The sequence below is a fragment of the Planctopirus sp. SH287 genome (assembly GCF_056500625.1).
This window is the reverse complement of the sequence record NZ_CM151403.1, coordinates 3,128,395-3,150,987: the sequence shown is the minus strand read 5'-3', so window position 1 is coordinate 3,150,987 and position 22,593 is coordinate 3,128,395. Positions and strand designations below refer to the sequence as shown.

16 protein-coding genes are annotated in these 22,593 nt (G+C 53.2%); 10 read left to right on the top strand and 6 right to left on the bottom strand.

Going from position 1 to position 22,593, the window contains the following annotated elements:
- The first annotated feature begins 20 nt into the window (after positions 1-20).
- Positions 21-1,424, top strand: coding sequence for a hypothetical protein (locus SH287x_RS11580; protein WP_479514472.1), 1,404 nt, complete (start codon positions 21-23; stop codon positions 1,422-1,424).
- Positions 1,425-1,475: 51 nt separating this feature from the next.
- Here the strand turns inward: SH287x_RS11580 and SH287x_RS11575 are convergent, their stop codons facing one another.
- The gene (locus tag SH287x_RS11575; RefSeq protein ID WP_479514471.1) at positions 1,476-3,701 is read right to left on the bottom strand and encodes an ABC transporter permease subunit/CPBP intramembrane protease; all 2,226 of its coding nucleotides are present in this window, start codon (positions 3,699-3,701) and stop codon (positions 1,476-1,478) included.
- The gene (locus SH287x_RS11570) at positions 3,698-4,489 is read right to left on the bottom strand and encodes an ABC transporter ATP-binding protein (RefSeq protein ID WP_479514470.1); all 792 of its coding nucleotides are present in this window, start codon (positions 4,487-4,489) and stop codon (positions 3,698-3,700) included. Before SH287x_RS11570 ends, SH287x_RS11575 begins: the two co-directional genes overlap by 4 nt.
- A 486-nt stretch (positions 4,490-4,975) precedes the next feature.
- On the opposite strand from SH287x_RS11570, the gene fhcD reads away from it, so the two are divergent.
- The 4 genes from fhcD to SH287x_RS11550 all read left to right on the top strand — a co-directional run bounded on the left by fhcD (position 4,976) and on the right by SH287x_RS11550 (position 11,610).
- The gene (gene fhcD / locus SH287x_RS11565; protein WP_479518700.1) at positions 4,976-5,905 is read left to right on the top strand and encodes a formylmethanofuran--tetrahydromethanopterin N-formyltransferase; all 930 of its coding nucleotides are present in this window, start codon (positions 4,976-4,978) and stop codon (positions 5,903-5,905) included.
- Between the two features lie 59 nt (positions 5,906-5,964).
- Positions 5,965-8,130 (top strand): hypothetical protein, encoded by a 2,166-nt coding sequence (locus SH287x_RS11560; RefSeq protein ID WP_479514469.1) that lies wholly within the window; start codon positions 5,965-5,967, stop codon positions 8,128-8,130.
- 143 nt (positions 8,131-8,273) lie between these two features.
- Positions 8,274-10,814: a magnesium-translocating P-type ATPase gene (gene mgtA, locus SH287x_RS11555; RefSeq protein ID WP_479514468.1), complete on the top strand. Its 2,541-nt coding sequence runs from the start codon at positions 8,274-8,276 to the stop codon at positions 10,812-10,814.
- 241 nt (positions 10,815-11,055) lie between these two features.
- On the top strand, positions 11,056-11,610 hold the full coding sequence (locus tag SH287x_RS11550; protein ID WP_479514467.1) for a hypothetical protein: 555 nt from the start codon (positions 11,056-11,058) through the stop codon (positions 11,608-11,610).
- Positions 11,611-11,718: 108 nt separating this feature from the next.
- Here SH287x_RS11550 and SH287x_RS11545 read toward each other — a convergent pair whose 3' ends face one another.
- Positions 11,719-12,336 carry an HNH endonuclease gene (locus tag SH287x_RS11545; RefSeq protein WP_479514466.1) on the bottom strand — a complete coding sequence of 206 codons (618 nt, stop codon included), beginning with the start codon at positions 12,334-12,336 and terminating at the stop codon, positions 11,719-11,721.
- A 458-nt stretch (positions 12,337-12,794) separates the two neighbouring features.
- Here SH287x_RS11545 and SH287x_RS11540 point away from each other — a divergent pair, with 458 nt between their 5' ends.
- Together SH287x_RS11540 and SH287x_RS11535 are read left to right on the top strand one after the other, a co-directional pair.
- The gene (locus SH287x_RS11540; RefSeq protein WP_479514465.1) at positions 12,795-13,736 is read left to right on the top strand and encodes an L-lactate dehydrogenase; all 942 of its coding nucleotides are present in this window, start codon (positions 12,795-12,797) and stop codon (positions 13,734-13,736) included.
- Between the two features lie 160 nt (positions 13,737-13,896).
- Positions 13,897-14,625, top strand: a complete 729-nt coding sequence (locus tag SH287x_RS11535) for a DUF3386 family protein (protein WP_479514464.1) — start codon at positions 13,897-13,899, stop codon at positions 14,623-14,625.
- Between the two features lie 172 nt (positions 14,626-14,797).
- On the opposite strand, the gene SH287x_RS11530 is transcribed toward SH287x_RS11535, so the two are convergent.
- Complete coding sequence (locus SH287x_RS11530) at positions 14,798-15,871, bottom strand: formylglycine-generating enzyme family protein (protein WP_479514463.1); 1,074 nt, start codon at positions 15,869-15,871, stop codon at positions 14,798-14,800.
- Between the two features lie 325 nt (positions 15,872-16,196).
- Between SH287x_RS11530 and SH287x_RS11525 the strand changes: the two genes are divergently transcribed.
- On the top strand, positions 16,197-17,390 hold the full coding sequence (locus SH287x_RS11525; protein WP_479514462.1) for an FAD:protein FMN transferase: 1,194 nt from the start codon (positions 16,197-16,199) through the stop codon (positions 17,388-17,390).
- Positions 17,391-17,396: 6 nt separating this feature from the next.
- Here the strand turns inward: SH287x_RS11525 and SH287x_RS11520 are convergent, their stop codons facing one another.
- A complete protein-coding gene (locus SH287x_RS11520; RefSeq protein WP_479514461.1) occupies positions 17,397-18,470 on the bottom strand; it encodes a PQQ-binding-like beta-propeller repeat protein in 1,074 nt (357 codons plus the stop codon).
- 677 nt (positions 18,471-19,147) lie between these two features.
- On the opposite strand from SH287x_RS11520, the gene SH287x_RS11515 reads away from it, so the two are divergent.
- Positions 19,148-20,512 carry a YkgJ family cysteine cluster protein gene (locus tag SH287x_RS11515; protein WP_479514460.1) on the top strand — a complete coding sequence of 455 codons (1,365 nt, stop codon included), beginning with the start codon at positions 19,148-19,150 and terminating at the stop codon, positions 20,510-20,512.
- A gap of 429 nt (positions 20,513-20,941) precedes the next feature.
- On the top strand, positions 20,942-21,433 hold the full coding sequence (locus SH287x_RS11510) for a SixA phosphatase family protein (RefSeq protein WP_479514459.1): 492 nt from the start codon (positions 20,942-20,944) through the stop codon (positions 21,431-21,433).
- Positions 21,434-21,483: 50 nt separating this feature from the next.
- On the opposite strand, the gene trpD is transcribed toward SH287x_RS11510, so the two are convergent.
- Positions 21,484-22,545: an anthranilate phosphoribosyltransferase gene (gene trpD / locus SH287x_RS11505; RefSeq protein ID WP_479514458.1), complete on the bottom strand. Its 1,062-nt coding sequence runs from the start codon at positions 22,543-22,545 to the stop codon at positions 21,484-21,486.
- Positions 22,546-22,593 lie beyond the last annotated feature (48 nt).

Sequence of the window (22,593 nt, the reverse complement as noted above, 5' to 3'; positions counted from 1 at the left end):
TCTCTACCGAGGTCACTCTGATGACTCTGACCAGAAATACCGCCGTGAACCACGCACTTCGCGTCCAGAACCTTGTGCTGGGCGGGCTGTTGCTGAGCGGTTTGATGACTCAGGGGTGCACGACACAGCGGGCTGTCACCGCCATGCGTCAGATCACAGAGCCACCCGCGTACCTGATTTTGAATGACGAACAATCTGTCGTTCGTGGTCAGGCCCCAGATTTTCCCGAGCAAATGTCCGTGACAGCTCCTGCCAACCCTGATGGTCGGGTTCGTCTGGGCGGAAACCGTCGTCAACAAGACCCTTCTGCCCGGCAGATCCAGCAAACGGGCTATACCCCGTCAACGGCGGCTTTGCCTGCCAGCATGAAAATTGAAGTCTGCCCACCGGATCGCCGTGTCGTCGCTGGCTGCCCTGATCCCAATTTCTGCCCCCATCCCTTTGCACCTGGCTTTACCATTCAGGAATGCCTGTTGATGGAATGCCGCAAGAAGTATCCCGATGAATATATCTGCGACGGCGGCGATCGTGGGCTTCCAGTAGGATTCGACTCCGTCAGATTTGAAGGCTCCGTAGGACTCTCTGGATTTGAAACCGAAGACACCGTTGCCGAATTTGTCGACCACAATGGTAAAGAACGTCTGAAGCCTTCGAGCCGAACCTGTATCTACTCTCCTCGCTTCTCTGCCGTTCGTTCAGTCAGCGTACCTGCCGTCGGCGAAGCCGTCAGTGAACTGGCCAATGTGGCCGGTGCGACAGGTGATCGCAGTATGCGGGCCAACACAAAAATCGATCAGTCGGCACAGCAAACTCCTGCTGGCGGACTGCGGATGAGATCTCGCTCCAGCGGCCTGGAATCGACCTCAGGTCAGAACGACTTCGCACAGATTACGCGACTGGGTGCCCACGAAAAGTTGATCAATGTCTTCCAGAGTATTGGCTTCTTGCGAACCGGGCAGATGGAATTGAATGACATTGCGATGATTCAGGAAGGGATTCAGGCATCCATGGCATGGAGCCGTGAGCAGTCTCCGATCATTGCAGCCAAGTTGGAAGTCCCCATCGAAGGCCGCAGCGATGTTCATGCAGCCGTCATCACGTTGATTGACGATGCAAAGAATGCGGCTCCCGGTGAAGTCCGCGTCGTCAAGCTGGCTGATAAGCAAGACGCGACGAGTGGCGAAATTGTCGAATTTGTCCTTCGCTTCGATAACATTGGCCCGAACGCCGTTTCCAGCGTCCGGATCATCGATAACCTGACACCACGGTTGACCTATGTGGAAGGAAGCTCCACCTGTTCATTGCCCGGCCAGATCACAGTCACGCCCAATGGTCTGGGAAGTGACATTCTGATCTGGGAATTGGATGCTCCACTGGAAGGCAAGACTGGCGGGGTCATCACATTCAAGGCCCGTGTTCGATAATCAGAGTTCAATCGCTTGTGTCCACAACGAGAAGTCAGCAGAGATCAAAGGCTATGGCTGCTCGGTTTTCACAGCAGAACCGAGCATGCCAATCCCGACGAGAGCCCCTGTCCCCAAGGCCAGTGCGGTCATCCACCAGGCGGCGGGAAGGCTTTGGAGATCATTGGCATCAAAGCCAAAAGCTCCAAAAGTCTCTGCAAAATGGCCAAAAACCAGCACCGTGCCGTTATTCAGCACATGCATCAACATCCCGGGCCAGAGTGAGCCAGTCTTCTCCCGGATGATCCCCAGCAGGACGCCCAACAGAGCCGTGGGGATGAATCGTTCCAGAACGATGGCATCACGCACCAGAATATGGAACAAGCCGAAAACCAGCCCTGTCAACAGAATCGTGGGCCAGACGCCCAGTGACTTTCTCCACGATGAAAACAGCAATCCTCGAAAGAAAATCTCTTCACAGACAGCTGGAACGACTGCCAGAGCAATCAGTTTCACGACCAGCGGCAGCTCTTTGATCTTCAGTTGAAGGCCGCCAAAGAGCTTCATTAACTCTTCTTTGCGAACATCAGACATCAAGGTTGTTTCGGCTTGCAGCAGAACCATCCAAAGTGAAAGACCGGCCACCCCTGCCAGACATAATGCGAGCAGCTTCGGCTGCTTCATCCCCAGAGCGACCGAAAGCGGCCAACGGTTCCAGATGGCCAGCACCAGTGGGATTCCCGCAAACAACGAGATGGTGACCAGGCTGTTGACCATTAACCGGGCGATCAGGCTCCAGTCGCCCAAATTTCCTGCCAGGCCGCTAATGACGACAAACAGGGGAGTGACCGCCATCAGGGCAAACCAGCCAGTGGTCGGTGGAATGCTCACCGGTTGTCCCCAAGCCTCTGGTTCTGGTCTTTGGAAAAGTTCGAGCCACGAATTCTGCGAGACCACCAGAAGGGCATCGCTGCCAAATGACCGGGCGGCGAAAGCCAGGCATGCCCCTGTGTAAATCGCTGTCGTCGCGATGGCCAGCGCCAGCAGGGGCCAGTCGATGGTTGCGGCAAAGACATCCCGCGTCGCCAGCACCAGATTAAGCACTGGCACGCACGCAAAAGTCGGTGACAGACTGATCTGTGGAAGCAGACTGGCCACGCCCGGTGCCAAAGACACAATCATGAGTGGAATGATCGACGCTTGAGCTTCTTTGAAACTGCGGGCATGGCTGGTTATCGCCAGCAGTGCCGCTGAGAAAAAGCCGGCAAACAACGCCAGCATTCCAGCCAGGCGGATGATCAATCCAAAGCTCAAGCCTTCATCGCCCAGTAACATCTTTTCCAGGCCGGAAGAACTGAGCGTCACGAACATCGCCAGCAGATTGACGGCTCCTGTCAACATGGCCACAGCCACCACTGCGATATACTTGGCGGTCAATATTTCCAGACGTGGCAGCGGTGCGGCCATCAATGTTTCCAACGTGCCACGTTCACGCTCACCGGCCGTCAGATCGATCGCCGGATAAACAGCACCGGTAATGGTCATCAGGATCAGCATGAGCGGAATGAGGGCACCAATAGAAACGAGTGGCCCACCCCCAGGAAGCTGGATCTCCAGACTGGTTGTAGCTGCCGGCAGTTCCAAAGGTGGTTGCTGGGAAGCCAGCAGTTGTCGAATAAAATCGTCGTTGACCAGTTGGAAACGCGAAAGAATCCCTTCCCGTGCCCGCTGGCTATTGATCAATTGTGGCGAATAGATCAGTTGCCATTCATCGTTTTCCTGTCGTCGAATCCCGACATCGGCAATCCCTTCCTTCACAAGCAATTCCACATCCATCGTGGCCTGTCGGTCATCAGGGAATATCAGGCGAAGCTCGGGACGGAGTTTGTCGGAAAGCGTTTTCTTCAGTCCATCGGTATCTATTTCTTCCATCGTTTCAGTGGAATCGTCAGTGGACGAAGGTCGTTGAATCGATGGGGATCTCAAGTCTGAAACAGCATCTCCGGCCCGTTCAATCGCATCCGCTTCACGGAGCAGATGCGATACGTCTTCGGATTGTTCCCGATTTTCGGCCACCACCCGATAGAGTGGTCGCTCGGTGGAAGCCAGACTCGAGACAAAGAACTTCTGCATCACACTTCCCACCAGGGGATAAGTGATCAGCGGCATCACCAGCAGCGTCAGCAGCGTCCGGCGGTCACGGAGCGTTTCCCGCAGTTCTTTCGTGGCCAGCCGCCACAATCTCCACAGGCGTTTCATGGGATCGAACGGAGGTTGCCGGGCAGAAACTCCGCTCATGAACGTGCCTCCGAACTTGGCATCGAGGACGAAGAGGCGTTGGTTGCTGTCATCAGAACTGGTTTCCCAAGATGTTTCACGAACATCTCAACCAGATGTTCACAACCGGTCTGCTGCTGTAGTTCGGGAAGTGTGCCCTCAAATCGAAGCTGCCCGCGATCGATCAGGCCGAAACGATCGGCAAAGCGTTCGGATTCATCCAACCGGTGCGTTGAAAGCACCACCGCTTTCCCTTGAGATTTCAGCAACCCGATGTATTCAAAAATGACTTGCGTTCCGAGAATGTCGAGCCCGCGCGTTGGCTCATCAAGCAACATCATGGGCGGGTCGTGCAGCAGCGCACGAGCCAGATTAATACGCTGCTTTTGCCCTGTGGAAAGATTGCCGCAGGCGCGATCGAGAAATTTGGCAAAATCGAGCAACTGGCTCAGATCCTGAATTCGCTGCGCTGTCATTTCGGGTGTCAGGCTATAGATATCGCCAAAATATTGGAGCATTTCACGAGGCGTCAGCCATTGATAGATCCCGGTACTGGCCGAAACCAATCCGATCCGCCGTTTGACTTCCTCCGGCTGAAGGGTGACCTGATATCCATCAACGGTCACCTCTCCTGATGTGGGAGCCAGTAATCCCATGATGATTCTGAGCGTGGTCGTTTTGCCGGCTCCATTGGCCCCTAATAATCCGTAGACCTCTCCGGCTTGCACGGTGAACGACAAATGATCGACAGCGCGAAGGATGTGATTTCCTTGCCCGAAATCTTTCACGAGTGCGCGAGCCTGAAGCATGCAGCAATCTTTCGGATTGAAATGGATACCGTACTCGGTCAAAAGTGAGACGTTCTGCCTCGCGACATGCAGAGGTGATGCGAGAGATCAGCCAGGCAAATCTGTTTTCCTGGGAATGAGCATCACACAGCCTTTCATCGCATGCAACTCCCCCGTCTTGAATCCAGTCAGCAGATAAAAGACTGTTTGAGTAGAATGAGTATTGCACCGACAAAGTGGACTAAACCTCGATCCGGGGGATTTTCCAAGTCAGAAATTTCTCAGGATTGAATGGGAAAACGTCTGGACGACTCTGACGAGAAATGGTGTTAAGATTCCCCCTGCGAGCATTTGCTCGGGTCACTCTTCGAGGGAATTCATCCTGAGAAAAAGTCAGACCAGCGAGGATGATGTTGCCCCTGATTCTTAGCCTGTTCACATTGATCTCCGTGCCGAAAAGAGATGCCATTGATGCACGATACGTCCTTGCCAGAGCTTGATGAATCGATGGCCGATCTCCGTTCGCGCTCTGCTCGATCCGGGGCGGGAGCTTTGATTGAATGGACATTCGCCGAAGCTTTTCCGATGTCATACACGCGGTTAATCGTGACCGCCCAGACATTACATTGGGTCGAAATTGCCGCAACGGTCTTCACAGGTTACGCAACCAGCGTTATCGGCTGTGACCTGGAAGCGGGCGTCGAGAGATATCTGGCTGCCAACGAAACTCCTGACGGAAGACCAGGGGTTTCGTTGATGATGTTCAGTTTTAGTCGAGAGAAGTTGGGCACAGCCGTTGTCAATCGTGTTGGCCAATGCCTGCTCACTTGTGCCACGACAGCCATCTTTGATGGATTGCCCGATGCTCCTTCAGACAAACGAATTCCCTTAGGAGATCGACTGCGTTACTTCGGTGATGGTTTCCAGATTTCCAAACAACTGGCGGGCCAGCGGTACTGGCGCATTCCCGTGATGGATGGCGAGTTTTTTTGTGTGGACTCGGTGGGTACTGGGAAAGGCGTGGCGGGTGGCAATCTGATCTTCGGCGGCACGACACAAGAAGGAACATTGTCAGCGGCTGAAATGGCAGTGGCGGCGGCGCGTCAGGTGGCGGGAGTGATCCTCCCTTTTCCCGGCGGTATCGTGCGGAGTGGCAGCAAAGTTGGGTCGAAATACAAAAGCCTCCGTGCGAGCACCAACCAAGATTTTTGTCCGACACTGGCAGGCTGTTCTGCCAATGCCACACTCCCTCCTGACACTGTGGCGGTCTATGAAATTGTGATTGACGGGGTTGATTTTGACTCAGTAGAAGCAGCCATGCGTGCGGCCTTTCAGACACTCTGGAATGCACCAGGGCTAACAGTGATCACTGCCGGAAACTATGGCGGGAAACTTGGCCCCCATCATTTCCCGATCAAGAAGCTCATGGACAACTGATTGCTTCGGGAAGCCGGGCAACCTAACATCGTCAGAGATTGAAGGTTTCCTGCTTTTCCGTGCCCATCAGTGAAGTGCTTCCCTTGAGTTCCTCGACCACCTTGCCCTCTGAAAATACTCTGCCGCAATCAACGGATTCTCACCGGTTTTATCAGTCATTTGTGATCTGGTTGATACTGGTGGTCGGCACAGTGCAATCAGCCATCATTCTCAATGCTCAACCGCTGCAAAGTGCCAATGATCGCTCCCGCTGGTGTGCTGTCTGGTCGATTGTGGAACGGCGCTCCTTCCAGATCGATGAGATTCGCCGCGTCCCCGGTTGGGACACCATCGATATGGTTCGCATTGATGGGCGCTTCTATAGTACGAAGCCACCGATTCTGGCCGTCATGGCAGCGGGAGTGTATGCACCACTTCGTGCGATGGGATGGGATCTGATCAATTATCCCCAGATCGTTTCTGGAATCACGTTATTAATACTGAATCTGTTGCCATTTTTGGGTGGGCTATTTCTGTTTTCTCGCTACCTCATCCGTACCACGGGAGATGCCCTCACCTCGGGAATTGTGCTAGCGGTCATCGCCTGGGGAACAATGGCTGTTCCCTTCCTGGCGACGCTAAATAACCACCTTCCTGCATTTGCGATCACGATGGCTCTCATGTGGAGTGTGCAGATCTGGCTGGAGAAGACGCAGCATGCCGAAGCTCCATCAGGTGAGACAACTTTCTCCGCAAGCCACAAGTCTGCCGGATACTATTGGGCTGGTTTAACGGGGTTTCTGAGTGGATGGCTAGTCTGTTTTGAACTTCCGGCAGCTTTTATGCTCGTCGTGATCCCCTTATTGCGGGTTGTCATTGGCTATCCGTTTCGCCTGGCCAATCAACGACTGATTCCTGAAGCCATCGCCTATGGGTTGGGCGTTTTCATCCCATTGACTCTCTTTTTGATTTGTAACTATCTGGCGACAGGGGAATTTTCTCCGTTATATGCCTCCTATGGTTCAGACCGATATCGGTTTGTCCACGAAGGAGTTCCCAGCTATTGGATGGAGCCACAGGGCGTTGATCGTAATGATGATCGATTCCCCCTTTATCTCTTTCACTGCCTGTTCGGGCATCATGGATTGTTTTCGCTGACACCATTCCTGTTGTTAGTGTTGCCAGCCTGGTTCGTGGCCAGTCGGCAATGGATCACCGCTCGTTTAGAACTTCTGTCAATCACCAATGGCCTCAGCTTAATCTCCGCTGCGACCTGGTTTGTCGTGCTTGGTTTCTATATGACCCGCACCCAGAATTATAACTACGGCGGCGTGAGTGTCGCTTTGCGCTGGGCCTTATGGCTGGTTCCCTTAGGTCTGCTCTCGACGGTGCCGGTTGTCAGCTGGATGACGAGAAGACGATGGGGGCGCTGGACACTGGTCACGCTGGCTGGACTGTCGATCATTTCGGCATGGTTGCCAGCAGGAAATGCCTGGCAGCAACCATGGATATTTCACTGGATGAACCGAACCGGATGGATCAATTACCGTCAGGCACCCCCCGCGTTGTCAGCACCTCTAATGACCTGGTTTTCCAGCATCCCTGAGGGGGAAGCTTCTGCGACGTGGCAGAGTGTGTCGCCTGAAGGAAGCCGCGCGACGTTAACGCTTCGTACGACGGGTGAGGTCAAGACATCTCGCGGAACCCGTTATTCACGAGTTGAAGTCACCGAAACGAGCAGGGCCTGGACTGGCCAGACGCAGCATTCGCAGCGGACACTCTGGATTGATGCCGCTGGTCTGGCGAAGGGCAATCCTCCGGCACAAATCGTCGCCTGGTTTGATGAGGTGACATTGGAAGAACAGCTTCAGGATCTGACGTTTGTGCGTGGTCTGCCTCTGATGCGACCTTATGCCGCTGGCTATATTCGCTATATCAAAACGCCATTACGACGGGATGCGTTTCAAACACAGCGAGTGGCCACGGAAGTCGTCTACCCTCAGGAGTTTCCTGCATCCGGGAATCAACCCCCGGAACATTCAACCTCTCCTCCCCCCTTACGACTGAAATATCGCATGGATCTTTGGCTCTCGCAGGAGGTGCCTTTTGGCACATTGCAATGGGAACGCACGCTGCGTGATCCAGTCACCGGGCAGTTGGTCGGAACGCAATTATGGCAGATGATCGAAGCCCACCCGGCTCCACCGCCAAAAAGTTCACTCAAGGATGAAGTGACACGTCCTTAAGATTCATAAAAGGTTCTGCTTTTCGATTCAGAAATTCTGGCAACTGTACATTCAACATCCGGCGTAATTTTGGCATGATGCCACCGCCTGGAACGGGGTGAGTTCACAATCCGGTTGGAGTACGAGTCGAGATGTCGACCAACATGTCCGATTCCGATGTTTTCTGGTCAGTTGATCTTGAGCGACTATTGATCCGGTTGCAGACAACGCCTGAAGGTTTGTCTGATTCTGAGGCACAGGCGAAGCTGGCAAACTCCCATCAACTGAAGCCACATCGAAAATCGGTATTGGGACTGCTGATCGATCAATTCAAAAGTCCCATCATTCTGTTGCTGTTCGTCTCAGCCGTGCTTTCCTTCACGTTGCTGGATGATGCCACGAACGGCGTGATTATTATGATCATTCTGATTCTCAGTGGTCTTTTAGGCTTTTGGCAGGAACTGAGTGCTGCTGATGCCATGTCCAAACTGCTGGGCATGATTGAGACGAAGGCCGCTGTGATTCGCGATGGCCAGGAAAAACTGATCCCACTGAACGAAGTTGTTCCCGGCGATATTGTCAGCTTGCGAGCCGGAGATCTGATTCCGGGAGACTGTCGGTTGTTGACAGCACGCGATGTGTTCGTCAACGAGGCGGCTTTAACGGGAGAAAGTTTTCCCGCAGAAAAATCGGTCGCCGAGCTTCCTGCGGATGTTCCCCTTTCGCAGCGTTCCAACACGGTTCATCTGGGAACACACGTCATCAGCGGGTTTGCCACTGCGGTCGTTGCAGCCACAGGCCCGGAGACAGAATTCGGTAAGATCTCGGAGCGATTGGAGCACAAGCCCCCCGAGACGGGCTTTGAGCGTGGCATTCGCCAGTTTGGTCAACTTCTGATCAAGGTGGTGGTCGTGATCACGGTGCTGGCTTTTGCCGTGAAAGTCGGCTTACAGGATCGTCCTGTGATCGAGCAATTAACGCTCGCCCTGGCGCTGGCCGTCGGCATGACCCCTCAATTGCTGCCCGCAATTACCAGTGTGGTGCTGGCCACTGGTGCGAAGTCGATGTCGAAACATCAGGTGATCGTGAAGCAGCTTCTATCAATCGAGAATCTGGGAAGTATGACGATTCTCTGCTCGGATAAAACAGGGACATTGACCGAAGGGGTGATTCAACTCCACGACACACTGGATATCGATGGACAACCGAGTGATCGAGTGCAGCAACTCGCCTATTTTAATGCGTTTTTTCAAACGGGCTTTGCGAACCCGATTGACCGTTCGATTTGCGATCATCGCCCGTACGACACCTCGGGCATCGAAAAGCTGGATGAGATTCCTTACGACTTTATCCGCAAACGTTTAAGTATCCGTGTCAAGCAGAATGGTGAGAAGCTTCTGATTACTAAAGGGGCACTTGCCAATGTTTTAGAAGTATGTACTCATGGAGAATCGGCAAATGGCGAAAAGAAAGAGATCGAGTCGCTTCTGCCTGCGATTGAGCAACGATTCAATGAAATGAGTGCTCAGGGGCTGCGCGTCCTGGGATTGGCCGTCCGCTCTATTGATACCGCACATATTACCAAAAACGATGAACACGACATGGTGTTCACTGGCTTTCTGGTCTTTGCTGATCCACCAAAAGCCGACGCGAAACAGACCATCGAAGATTTGCGGCATCTGGGCGTGGGCCTCAAGGTCATCACGGGTGACAACCGCGCCGTCGCGGCATCGATCAGTCAACGCGTAGGGATCACTTCACCCACAATCATTACGGGCAGTGACCTCCGGATGATGAGCGATGAAGCGATTGGGCTGCGTGCTCTTGAAGCTGATATTTTTGCGGAGATTGAGCCTAACCAGAAAGAACAGATCGTCCTCGCGCTGAAGCGTTCCGGGCAGGTCGTCGGATATCTTGGCGACGGGATCAATGATGCTTCAGCGCTTCACGCCGCCGATGTGGGGATCTCTGTTGCTTCAGCCGTTGATGTGGCCCGTGAAGCGGCTCAGGTTGTGTTGCTGAAGCATGACCTCAGCGTGCTGGTTGAAGGTGTTCGTGAAGGTCGTCGCACCTTCTCAAACACTTTGAAATACGTCTTTTTCGCGATTGCGGCCAATTTTGGCTACATGTTCAGCCTGGCCATTGCAGGCATGTTTTTGCCGTTTGATCCATTGCTGGCCCACCAGATTCTGTTAGTGAACCTGCTGGCTGACTTCCCCGCGATGGCGTTAGCAACCGACAGTGTTGACCCTGAGCAGATTCAAAGACCTCAGAACTGGGATACAGGCTTCATTACACGCTTTATGATGTCTTTCGGCTTCGCCAGTTCGACATTTGACTTCATGACCTTCGGGGCGATGTGGGTGATGTTTAACTCCCTGCGAACCACGGAAAGCCCCGAGGCATTTGAGAAGCTCTTCCAGACCGGCTGGTTTGTGGAATCCACGCTGACGGGTCTGATGATTCTCATGGTGATTCGCACAAGACGCCCGTTCTTCCTGAGTCAACCAGGACGACTGTTCTTATTTGCGATCATCGCCGTAGCGATCACGACGGTGCTGATTCCGTTCTCACCGTTCGCCGAAAAACTGGGCTTTGTGACACCACCGCCGATGTTGCTCGTGATTGTCTTTACGATCACCATGCTTTACGGTGTTGGCATGGAAATCGTGAAACGCATGTTCTATCGCTATCTGACGAATTGAGTTGTGAAAAAATGAAGCGACATCAGGAATAATCTCTCTTCATGAGTTTCACTCCGCAGTTTCATCAATTCTGTTAAACTATTGAATCTCGTAGATCTTTCGTATCAACGAGACCTCGACTGAGCGTAACGATTCCTATCAACTCATCGTGGAGCCTGACTTGGGGCAACCCAAGGCTCCTTGACCAAAAAATCTGATACTGAAAAATCAGAACCCGAGAATTAAAAACAAGGAAGACATTATGCAATTGACCAATTGGAAGCTGGCTGTTCCTCTGGCCAGCCTGTTGTTTGTGGTCGCGATTGGTTGTGGTGGCTCGGGGGATTTCAAAACCGCGTCACAGATTAAAAGCGAGGGCAAACACGATGATCATGATCACTCACATGCCCACGGCCCGCATGGCGGGACATTATTCGCGCTTTCCAAGAGTGAAAAAGACGTACAGGGCGAACTTGTTCTGGATGGTAAGCGTCACGCGATTGTGATTTTCCTGCTTGCGGGCGACGGAAAGACGCCAGTCCTTTCAACGGCTCCCGAAGCGGAAATTGCTGTTGAAGATGGTGGAAAGCTCGTTCTTGTGGCCGCTCCTCAAGAGGGAGAAACGGATGGTAAGACCTCCCGCTATGAACTTGTTGATGAAAAGCAGGTTCACGAAATTATTGAAAGCGGGTTTATCCACGCCAATGCCAAGGTGAGCGTCAACGACAAAGCCTATACCCCTTTCCTCGACGTGCATCTTGAGGGCGATCATGATGATCACGATCACGGCAAGGAAGACATGCCTGCCGCTAAATAAGCAGGGCATCTCACGATAGAAACAAACAAAACCCCGAAGCTGACACCTGTGTCGACTTCGGGGTTTTGTGTTTCTGCCAGCAGAAAGTACGACTTCATGGGCTGACTGCTATTCCGTCCGGATAAACGCCCGCCACGTGCGATACTTATCGGATTCCAGATGCTGTTGAAGAGCGGGACTGCGTGCCGGCTTGACCGGAACTGTCATCAGTTTCATACCGGCCTCAACGGGAGTTCGGCCCCCCTTGCGGACATTGCAGTCCAGGCACGAACACACAATATTTTCCCAGGAAGTCGGGCCGCCCCGGCTTTTGGGCATCACATGGTCGAGGCTCAATTTATGGGTACCAAACTTCTTGCCGCAGTATTGGCAGCGGTTTTCATCGCGCAGAAAGATATTGCGACGGTTGAACTTCACCGCATTGCGAGGCATCCGCTCATAGGTGAGTAACCGAATAATCTTCGGCACTTGAATTGCCAGGCTCACCGATTGAACCCAATCAGTCCCTTCTTCAAAGTCGCCGAGCGACGACTTGATCTGGCTGAGTTCCAACCATTGGCCAAAGTCGAGCGACTGGTACGAACCTTCCTCTACCGAGATGACTTCCGCGAGTTCTTTCGCCAGGAGGCAGAAAGAACGGCGTGCTGAAATCACATGCACTGCCGCATAATGCCGATTCAGTACGAGGACGCTGGCATGCAGTCCCGTTGTTCGACCCGCAATCATCGCGATATGACCCCTTTCAATTTGGGTCTGAAAACATGACACCAAATACTGAGTTGGAGGACTCGCTCTCGCTAGAGACAAATAAACCGCAAGGAACCAACACGTTCCCCTTCCCGCTGTCGAGTTGCAGAATTCTACCCCTGCCAATCTTCACCGGCAATTCCCTCTTTCACGATGAGAGCATGTTAAGGGCAGCGGTTCACGTGAATTTCAATTCATGATTCAGAAAAGAACGACTTCACCCGGAACACCGAATGGCCATTTTTTTCAGGGAAGCCATTCTGCACACGGGTTCCTCTTTCGTTACCGTCCAGTAACCGGTTAAATGACCACTGGTGTGGATTCATGAACAGATTTAGTGGGTTGACCCGCTCGCATGATCTCTCCGAGTGAAAATCAGACGATTCAACAGGGGCCGCTCTCCTGAATTCGTTCACCTTCTTTCCAGGAGTCAGCACATGAAAGTCGGAATTGTCGGCTGTGGTATGGTGGGGTCATCTGCGGCTTTTGCCATGATCATGGAAGGAATCGGGCGGGAAATTATTCTGGTCGATAAGAGTACGGCACGGGCCGAAGCCGAAGCTGACGACCTGTTTCACGCGGTCCCTTTTGCACATAACCTGCGTGTCCGCGCGGGAGGATATTCGGATCTCGCCAATGCCAATGTGGTTGTTTTGACTGCTGGAGTGAATCAGAAGCCAGGCGAAACCCGACTGGAACTGCTCACCAGAAATCGAGCCGTCTTTGAAGATATCGTCCCTCAGGTTCTCAAATATGCTCCGGGGGCGGTCATTGTTGTCGCGACCAATCCCGTCGATGTCATGACACACCTGACCGCAGAGATTGCGGCTCGAGGGGGAGTGCCAGCGAATCGCATTATTGGTTCGGGCACCATGCTGGATACCGCCCGCTTCCGTACGTTGCTGGGCGAAGCCCTCGCCGTCGACTCGCACCATGTGCATGCTTATGTGATTGGCGAGCATGGTGATTCGGAAGTATTGACATGGTCACTCGTGACGGTGGCTGGCTTGCACCTCGATGAAATCTGTCACGGCCTGGGCATCTGTCTGCACGATAGCCAGAAGCAGATGATCGATGATCGGGTTCGTGGAGCCGCTTATCGCATTATCCAGGGAAAAGGTTCGACGTATTATGGAATTGGTTCGGCACTTGCCCGTCTGGTAAAGACAATTCTGCACGATCACCGGGCCATCCTTACGGTCTGTTCACGAGAGGCTCTGGTCGAAGGGGTGGAAGACGTTACGCTGGCTTTGCCGCGTATTGTGGGTGGGAATGGCGCACAAGCCACCATTCCCATGCGACTCTCTTCGGCAGAACACCAACTTCTTGGCAAGAGCGCTCGCATCCTCAAAGAAGCGATTGCGCAATTGGAAGGATAGCTCGCTCCGGTTTTTGACCGCAGTTTTGGGCAGCTGTTTTCGCCACTGTTACACGGGCTGATCCGGTCATATCAGAAGATAATGTGCAAGGGGCACGTTGGAAGCAACGGGCACAAAACAAACGGAAATCTCAGGTCTCTTCAACTGGAAAGTCGACTGAATGTTTGCAATGGGCAAGATGTTTCGCTGTTTCTCTCTGGCTCTGGCCTTGGGAGTTTCTGTCAGGCTGGTGAACGCTGCTGATGAACCGGTTCAGAATGATCCTGCTGCCGCTCAGGTGATGACGCAGGTTCACGACAGCCGCCACACCTGGGATCATTTCCCTGGTTTTACGGCGAAAATCAAAGTGTCTACGGGAACCGCCAGTCAGTCCGGAACGGTCATCGTCGACAAAAAATGTGACCATGTCCTTCATCTGGCAGACGCTGAACGGCATCCCTGGCTGGAAAGCAAACTGGTGTCGGTCATTGGGCATCGCCGCCACACACCGGCTCCAACTTACCAGGTCGCTTTTGCCGATCAGGAGATGGGTCATCCCTCCGGGCGACTGATTCGAGACCTGAAGGATGGGAGCCTGCTGCGCGTCAAGGACGCTGTTTTGACAGAAGTTCATCGTAAGTCAGACAAAACCTGGTTCACCATCTCGACACTCTCTGTGAATCGGGTCGATGGAGGACGCTACCTGCCGCACCTGACTTCTGTCACTTACCGAGACCCGGTCACTGGCGATCTCAAGTCGACTCGGGCCAATCTCTTTGAATGGACAGTTGTGGATGGTCAATACCTTCCTCTCCGAACGGTGACCGTCGTGACAACAGGCAATGGCGGTTATGAGACTCAGGAAATCGTCTTCTCGGATCATCAGCTCACAACACCCTCTCAGAAATAGTAGAAATTCCGAGACGAGTCCCGTTTCCGGGTCGGTTGTGGCGACTTTGTCGTTCATGAAAAAACTGAGGGCGTAGAAGAGAAAACTCTCCTCTACGCCCTCTTGGCTTTTCACGGTTGCTCAAAAACAGGCAAGGCAACCGTCAGCATTTTTTGAAGAAGTCACGACCTCATCAATCCACTTTGCGGTTGGGATTTTCGCGGGCATCGATGGGGAGAATCGCGTCATAAGTCCGCGCCTTGCGTTCTTCCGCAGCAGGGGGAGTCAGCGGTCGAACCACTCGGAAACCGACGTGCAGCGCATCGGTCATATACCACACCGACTTGGGAAGATTCGGGTCTTGAATTTTCCATTCATCAGACGAAGGAATGCGTGCGGCGCTGCGGAGCAGCGGGGCGTCATCATCCCATGAACCGCCACGCGCAACACGTGGGTATTCAGTAGAAGGAACATTGACGGGATTGACAGGGATCTCGCCCTTTTTAAACGTGGCGTAGAAATCGGGATCGTATTTGTCAATGCACCATTCGGAGACATTCCCGTGGATATCAAACAGGCCCCAGGGGTTGGGTTTTTTCTGGCCAACCTTCTGATACTTTTCGCTGGAGTTCTCGAAATACCAGGCATAGTCATCGAGCTTTGCCGGGTCGTCTCCAAAGGAGTAAGCCGTGTTAGTACCGGCCCGGCAGGCATATTCCCATTCCGCTTCTGTCGGCAGGCGATAGTAATGACCTGTTTTGGCACTGAGCCATTCGCAATACTTCTTGGCAGCATGCTGTGTCATGCAGATGGCTGGGTAGCCCTTCTGTCCCATACCGAATGTCATGTCGGTGTAGGGGCGAGTGGGGCGAGAAACAAGATCCGCGATTTTGTCTTTCGCAGTGGGGGCTTCACCAGAAAGCTGGCGACGCTGAATATCAAGGTTATATGACCAGATATCATATTCGTCCCAGGTGACTTCAGTCGCCCCCATCCAGAATGGCTCGATCTTCACCTGATGCTGAGGGCCTTCATCAGCATTGCGGCCTTCTTCAGACTCTGGGCTACCCCGCAGAAATTCTCCTCCGGGAATGGGAACCATTTTGAAGGAAACGTCTGTATTGCCAATGATTTCCGTATAAGGCTTCATGACAGGAGGCAATGGATCAGCAGCCAGGAGAGCAGGTGTTCCCTGGAATACGCCCAGTGACAAAGCCACAGCCAACAACCGGCCGGCGGCACGCATTTCGAACTTACGGGAAGGCATTTCATTTTCCTGGAAAAACAATAGGCTCGTGTTGCTCACACAAGTCGCCGTATCCTTACGATAACCTTTGGGCATGTGGTGGAAAATAAGTGCTTTCCATGTTTCTCACACAGATTATTCATACGGACAGGCGCAGGGAGGGATTGCAGGCAGTTGCCTCATGCTAACATTGCAGGGAACCATCAGCAAATCCCCCATTCGCGATGAACCCCATTTATCGCCAAGAATGACCTCCATCCGGCACAGTTTGACTTTCATCATTTGTGAAATGGTTGTTCTTGTCAGCTTTGCAGAAAACACCAATCGCATTTTGCCTGGTTGATTGATGAAAAAAACACATAAAGACATCGTTTCCCCCCTGCTCCCTTGCTGCCTGGTCACGGTGATGTTCACTCTTACTGTGGTGCTCACTCTCATGGCGGGGCCTGCTGCCCGTGGAGAGGACGCCTCTTCACCATCGTTAAGACTTTTTACTGATCAGGCGATCAAGCTGGGCGTGGATGTGTCACTTAAAGTGTTCGCCCCCGATGAAGATCACGCGACGCGGGCTTTCAGGAAGGTTTGGAAGCGAATTGATCAACTCAATCAGGTTTTAAGCGATTATCAGGCAGACAGTGAAATCATGCGATTGTGTGCGTCATCTCCGCATGACAAACCGATGACTGTCAGTGATGACCTCTGGCATGTCCTCAATTCGTCGGTTCGTCTGGCAAAAGAATCTGATGGTGCATTTGACGTGACCATTGGCCCTCTGGTGAAACAGTGGCGCAGAGCACGCCGACGGCATGTTCTCCCCACGCCCGAACAAATCACCCAGGCCCGCCAACCGCTGGGCTGGCAATCGATTGAGCTTTTTCCTGACTCTCATTCAGTGAAATTCACACAACCACACATGCAGGTTGACTTTGGTGGGATTGCCAAAGGGTTTGTCGCCGAAGAAGCCCTGAAAATCTTTCGGCAAGAAGGTTTACCGATTGCAGCGGTCTCGGTGAGTGGTGACCTGGCCCTGGGAGACGCCCCGCCACCAGAATCTGACGGCAAGGATCATGCCGCAAAATCTCATCCTCACGGGTGGAAAGTCACGCTTCCGATCCCTCAGTTTCGCGGTCTCTCGGTCAATTCGGAAAATGATAACTCCTCACATAGGGCGAATTCCATTTCCCCAGTGGAGCATTCATCACATGTCGTCTTTCTCGCCAACTGCTGTGTTTCGACAGCCGGAGATGAATTCCAGTTTCTAGAAATTGACGGCGTTCGCTACTCGCACATTCTTGACCCGACAACCGGGATGGGCCTGACTCGACAGATCCAGGCCAGTGTCATTGCGCCGCATGGCCTGGATGCTGATGGGCTGGATACCACACTTTGCATTCTTGGCCACGAGAAAGCTGAAAAACTGATGCAGCATCATCCTCAAGCTGCCTGGATTCTCTATGAACTGAACTCCGACGGAAAAATCTTGAGCACATGCAACAAACGCATGGAGAGCATGATTAAACAAGACGTTTTGATGCCGTAAACGATCTCATTGAGTTACGGGCGGCGACACAGCAGTGGGTTCGATGCGGTAAAGGTGAGTGCGGGATCTCAGATACAGGACATCGTCACTCACGGCTGGCGAGGCCATAAAGCCATCGCCCAGCTGGCTTTCCCCCAATTCCTTGTACTCGCGAGTCGCTGCCAACGTCTTAATATTCCCCTCCTGATTATAAAACCAGAGTTTGCCATCAGCATACAAGGGAGTAGCCGTATAATTGCCCCCCAGTCGCTCCTGCCAGAATTGCTTGCCGGTCACCGCATCAAAACAGATAGCGGCACCGCCATCATGCACCATGAACAGCAAATCACCAACCAGCACATGAGAAGGTTTTGATGGAATCCCTTTGGAGGCACTCCACTTGATATGGGTTTCCGTCACATCGCCGGTTCCTGTGGGATCGACCGCATGGAGAGCCGCCTTGCCGAACCCGGTGTTGATATAGACCAGACCATTGCCAAACACCGGACGGATCGTGGCGGAGAATTCTTTATAGCGAATCCGCCAGATTTCCTTCCCCGTGTCAGGATCCAATGCCAGACAGGCTTTGGACGTCGGGCTGATCAGTTGAGATTGACCGTTCACAGTAATCACGGTGGGAGTACAGAACGCCTTTTTGAAGTCCCCATTTTCTGTGCCGTATTCGACCTGCCGATCCACTTTCCAGACCGTTTTTCCGGTCTCTTTATCGAGAGCAATGACATACTGCACGTCAAATCCATCCATATGAAAGATCAGCAGATTTTCATAGAGAATGGGAGAACTGCCCGGGCCACGGAAATGCTCGCAAGGGAGGTCTCGACGTTGCCAGAGAACTTCGCCCGAGCGACCAGCCAGACAGGCCGTGCCATAACTGCCAAAACTGATCCAGGCTTTTCCATTCTCAAGCACGGGTGAAGGCGAAGCGTAGCTGTTGAAATCGTGGATTTCGCTGGGCTTGTCGACCTCAAACAACACTTTATCCAAAACAACTTTGCCACTGGGCTTGTCGATGCAAATCACCGAAAGCTGATGACCATCAGGTGTGGCTGTCGTCAACCAGATGTCGTCTCCCCAGATCACGGGAGATGACCACCCTTTGCCATGAATGGCGGCTTTCCAGCGAATCAGGTTTTCTGAGACAACAATCGGTAACCTGGTGCTGGTTGAATGGGAGTCTCCTGTGGGGCCAAGAAACTGAGGCCAGTTGGTCTGTCCAATGGCGACCGAAACTCCGGCGGGACGATCCTGCCCTGCAAGAATTGACAGCAGGCAGATCGACAGAATCAGCGTGTTCGTGAGTAATCGGGGGATCAGAGGGCACCTCGGAGTGTCAAGGGGTGTTGGGCCTTTGGGGAAAGCCTGAGAAACAGAGTCGCTCCGTCCCTTGGTGAACAGATCAAACTTTCCTTGCGCAGGATAATCGGCTCAAGGCTCCAATGCCACCTGTTAGTCTCATGCCTCGGCTTTGTCTTGGGATTCGATACGATGTAACGTCATCAGGTCATCCGCTGTCGGACTAAGAGTCTGTCTGAAAACTCTCAAATCCTTCTCCCTTGAGGGAGAAGGTGGCCGCAGGCCGGATGAGGGGGAGCGTGTTGCTCTCGATGAAAGGGTTGTGCTTTGCCATTGGGAACGCTGGTGATTAATCAGCCCTCACCCCAACCCCGCAAGCGGGTGAGGGGGGGGTTCTCGGACAGGCACTTAACAACAGACGAGACTCAATTTTTAAACATTGACAATGCACCAGGCTTGCAAGAATGAAACCTCGTCTGCTTGAACTCCCCCTCTTACAAAACTGGAGCTGTCACAACTGTGGCGGCTGCTGCAAAAAACACCTTATTGAGATCACAGAAGAAGAGCGTCAACGGATCGATCGTCAAGGCTGGACTTCAGCCGACCTTCCCGATGAACTGGCACCTTATGTTCCACTGGGTTCTGCAGCCAGTGGGCGATTTCGGTTGTCTCAGCGAGCGGACGGAGCATGTGTCTTTCTGAATGATCAGGGGCTATGCCGGATTCATGCCAAATTTGGTGAAGCAGAAAAGCCACTTCCTTGCCGGCTCTATCCCTACGCCTTCCATCCCAGTGGGAAAGGGCTTGTCGTCGGGTTGCGTTTCAGTTGTCCCTCTGTTGTTCGCAATGTTGGCAGCTCTCTGGCATCTCAGCAGAATGATTTAAGGAAGCTGGCCGGTGAAACGGTTGCCGACTGGCCAGACAACATCCCGTCACCGCGACTTTCGGATCAGTCACCGGGTGCCTGGCCGCTCGTGGATGTGCTGCTGGCAGCCCTCATTGAAGATCTGGGAGATCGCTCCATCTCTCTAAGGCTGAGGCTGATTCGTGTGGCGGCCTGGACTGAGCTGATTTCTACAACCAATCTCACGGAACTGACTGTGGGGCAACTGCGAGAGACCTGCCGGGTTGTCCGTGCGACGGTGCAGCAATTACTGGCTGATGACGCCGCTCAGGGGGTGGGATTGGCTCGCTGCGACCGGCTCACCCGTCTGAGCTTCTCTCAACTGGCCGCCTATTACACACGGGAAGATACCGTGGTTGATACGTCCCGCGGTTGGCCAGGCCGGTGGAAACTTCTGAGGGATATTCTGGTCTATACGTTTCGAGTCGGAAGTCTCCCGGATCTTTCGCCAACCTGGGCAGGAATTCCTATTCAAGATTTAGAAACGCCACTCGCCTGGAATACCCTCGAGGCCGATGAACTCTTCACACGGTATCTATTGACCAAATTGCAAAGCCGGGCGGTGTTCGGAGCGGCGTATTATGGCGAGCCAGTCATCGAAGGGGTCTGGAGTTTACTGCTGACAATCCCTGTCACGCTCTGGCTCGCACGCTGGCATGCACTGGCTCATCACCGCGCCAGCATTCTGACCAACGAAGCGGAAAAGATTAGCCCTCCTCAAGAGATGGAGGAAAACAAACAGGCCCTGGCCTCTGGCCCAGTGACTATCCGTCAGGTCGATCTCGAAGCGGCTCTTTCGCGTGTCGATCACAATCATGGCTACTCGCCTGCTCTGGGGATGAGGAGTATCAAATCACGACTCCGTAGCTTTGTTCGCAGAGAACAATTCACCAGCCTGCTCTGGGAACTGACTCGAGAGCCATAACAATTGGCAATTCCTGTTGATTCGACCAATCGATCCTCTGGATTCTGTGCAATCGCCTCATTGAACCAATTCAGGTAATACAGACCGTAGTGCCGTGTCACGGCTTTGTCTTGGGGTTGATGTCGCCGCAACGTCCTCCGTTGTCGGACTTAACAACAGAAGAGACCCGAATTTGACACTTTGACAATGCAGTAAGTAACGGCTAAGCCGATCAAAACACCCCGCGACCAAAGAACGACTCGACCGACAGTTTTTTCTAAAAAAGGCAAGGAAAACAGGCCGGGGCAGTTGCTAGTCTGTTGGTGGCAACGAGCTACCCGGGAATCATTGAGCAAGACTTTACGTTTTGCCGGGATTCATTCTCAGCGAGCCACGATGGTCGATGAGAAGAACGTCCCCTCCTTCATTCTTCTCTGACGAGGGATCCTCATGAAAACGCTGCTTCTATTGCGACATGCCAAAGCCGTTGCGGAGGATGCCAGTGGGCAGGATCACGAGCGTTCTCTCGCACCTCGCGGGTGTGAAGATGCCGTTCAAACAGGAGAGTGGATCGTCAAGAAAAATTTGATTCCTGACTTCATCATGTCGAGCAGTTCCCGCAGAACAATCGACACATTGCGCCTGGTCGGAACGGCTTTTGGTCATTCTCCGCTGGTGATGATCCGTCGCAGGCTCTACATGGCTCATGAGACCGATTTTCCGCCATTACTTCAGGAAGCCCCTGAAAATTGCGAACGCTTGCTGGTTGTGGGACACAACGAAGGCTTGCAGGAATTTCTCAGTCGCCTGACAGGGACAGGACGTGCTGTCCCCACATGTACGCTGGCCGTAGTGGAACTGCCGATTCAGGAATGGTCGGAAATGACCGTGACGACCAAAGGAAAGCTGATCCATCTGGTCACTCCAGATGACCTGACGTAGTTTCGTGGGTAAAGACTGCTTCGTGGACAAAGATTGAAAGATGAATGGAGTCAATTCGTGATCTGTGAGGCAGCGTGCTGATGCGTCCAATTTGCCAAAGCGACTAATTGTGAATGAGCCTGGCCCGTGCCAATGACTTCACTGGCCAGTTTTGCGGCAGCGGCCAGATCATTGGCCTGACCGGCCAGCCATAAGCCGACAGCTGCATTGGCAGCGACCATGTTGTGAGGTGCACCGGCTTTCCCGGTAGTTCCGGCATTCTCAGTGAAAATTTCCAGAATCGTTGCGGCACTTTCCTGAGGGTTGCCCACTTTCAAATCATGGACAGTGCATTCCGGAAGTTGGAAAGTGGCAGCATTCCAACGAAGCTTTTCGATAACAGTCCCTTCCACAAGCCAGACTTGGGTTTCACCCCACAGACTGACTTCATCGATATGATCACCACAAATCACCGCAGAGCGGCCTGTCCCCAGAAGGGACAACGCTTCTGCGACCAGTTGGGCTTCGTGGGGTTGACTCACGCCCAGTACCTGATGCTGGGCATTGGCCGGGTTCGTCAGCGGCCCGAGCAGATTGAAAATCGTGCGAATCCCCAGTTGCTTTCGCACGCCAGCCACATGCTTCATGGCTCCGTGGAAGAGTGGTGCAAAGCAAAAGCCGATTCTCACTTCATCAATGCAATCAGCAATCGCTGCGGGAGGAAGGTCGAGCCGCACGCCCAACGCTTCCAGCACATCGGCCGAACCACTGAGGCTGGTGACGCTGCGGTTACCATGTTTAGCCACGGGCACACCAGCCGCTGCAATCACAATGGCAGCGGCTGTACTGATATTAAAAGTGGCCTGGCCATCGCCCCCGGTGCCGCAAGTGTCAAGCAGGGGGCTGCTTTTCGGGGTCAAAGGAGTGACGTGGGATCGCATGGCGCGGGCTGCGCCGGCCAGTTCGTTGGCTGTGGGGCCTTTACAAGCCATGGCTGTGAGAAAGCCGGCAATCACCGCATCCGAAAGTTGGCCTTCCATAATCTGGAAAACAAACTGCTCGGCCTGCTCAAGCTCAAGCGATTGACCACTGACCAACTGACGAAGTGTATGACTGGCAGAAACAGGCGTCATGCAGAGAAATCCATTACAGGGCATTCGGTCGCTTGCAAAGCATGACAA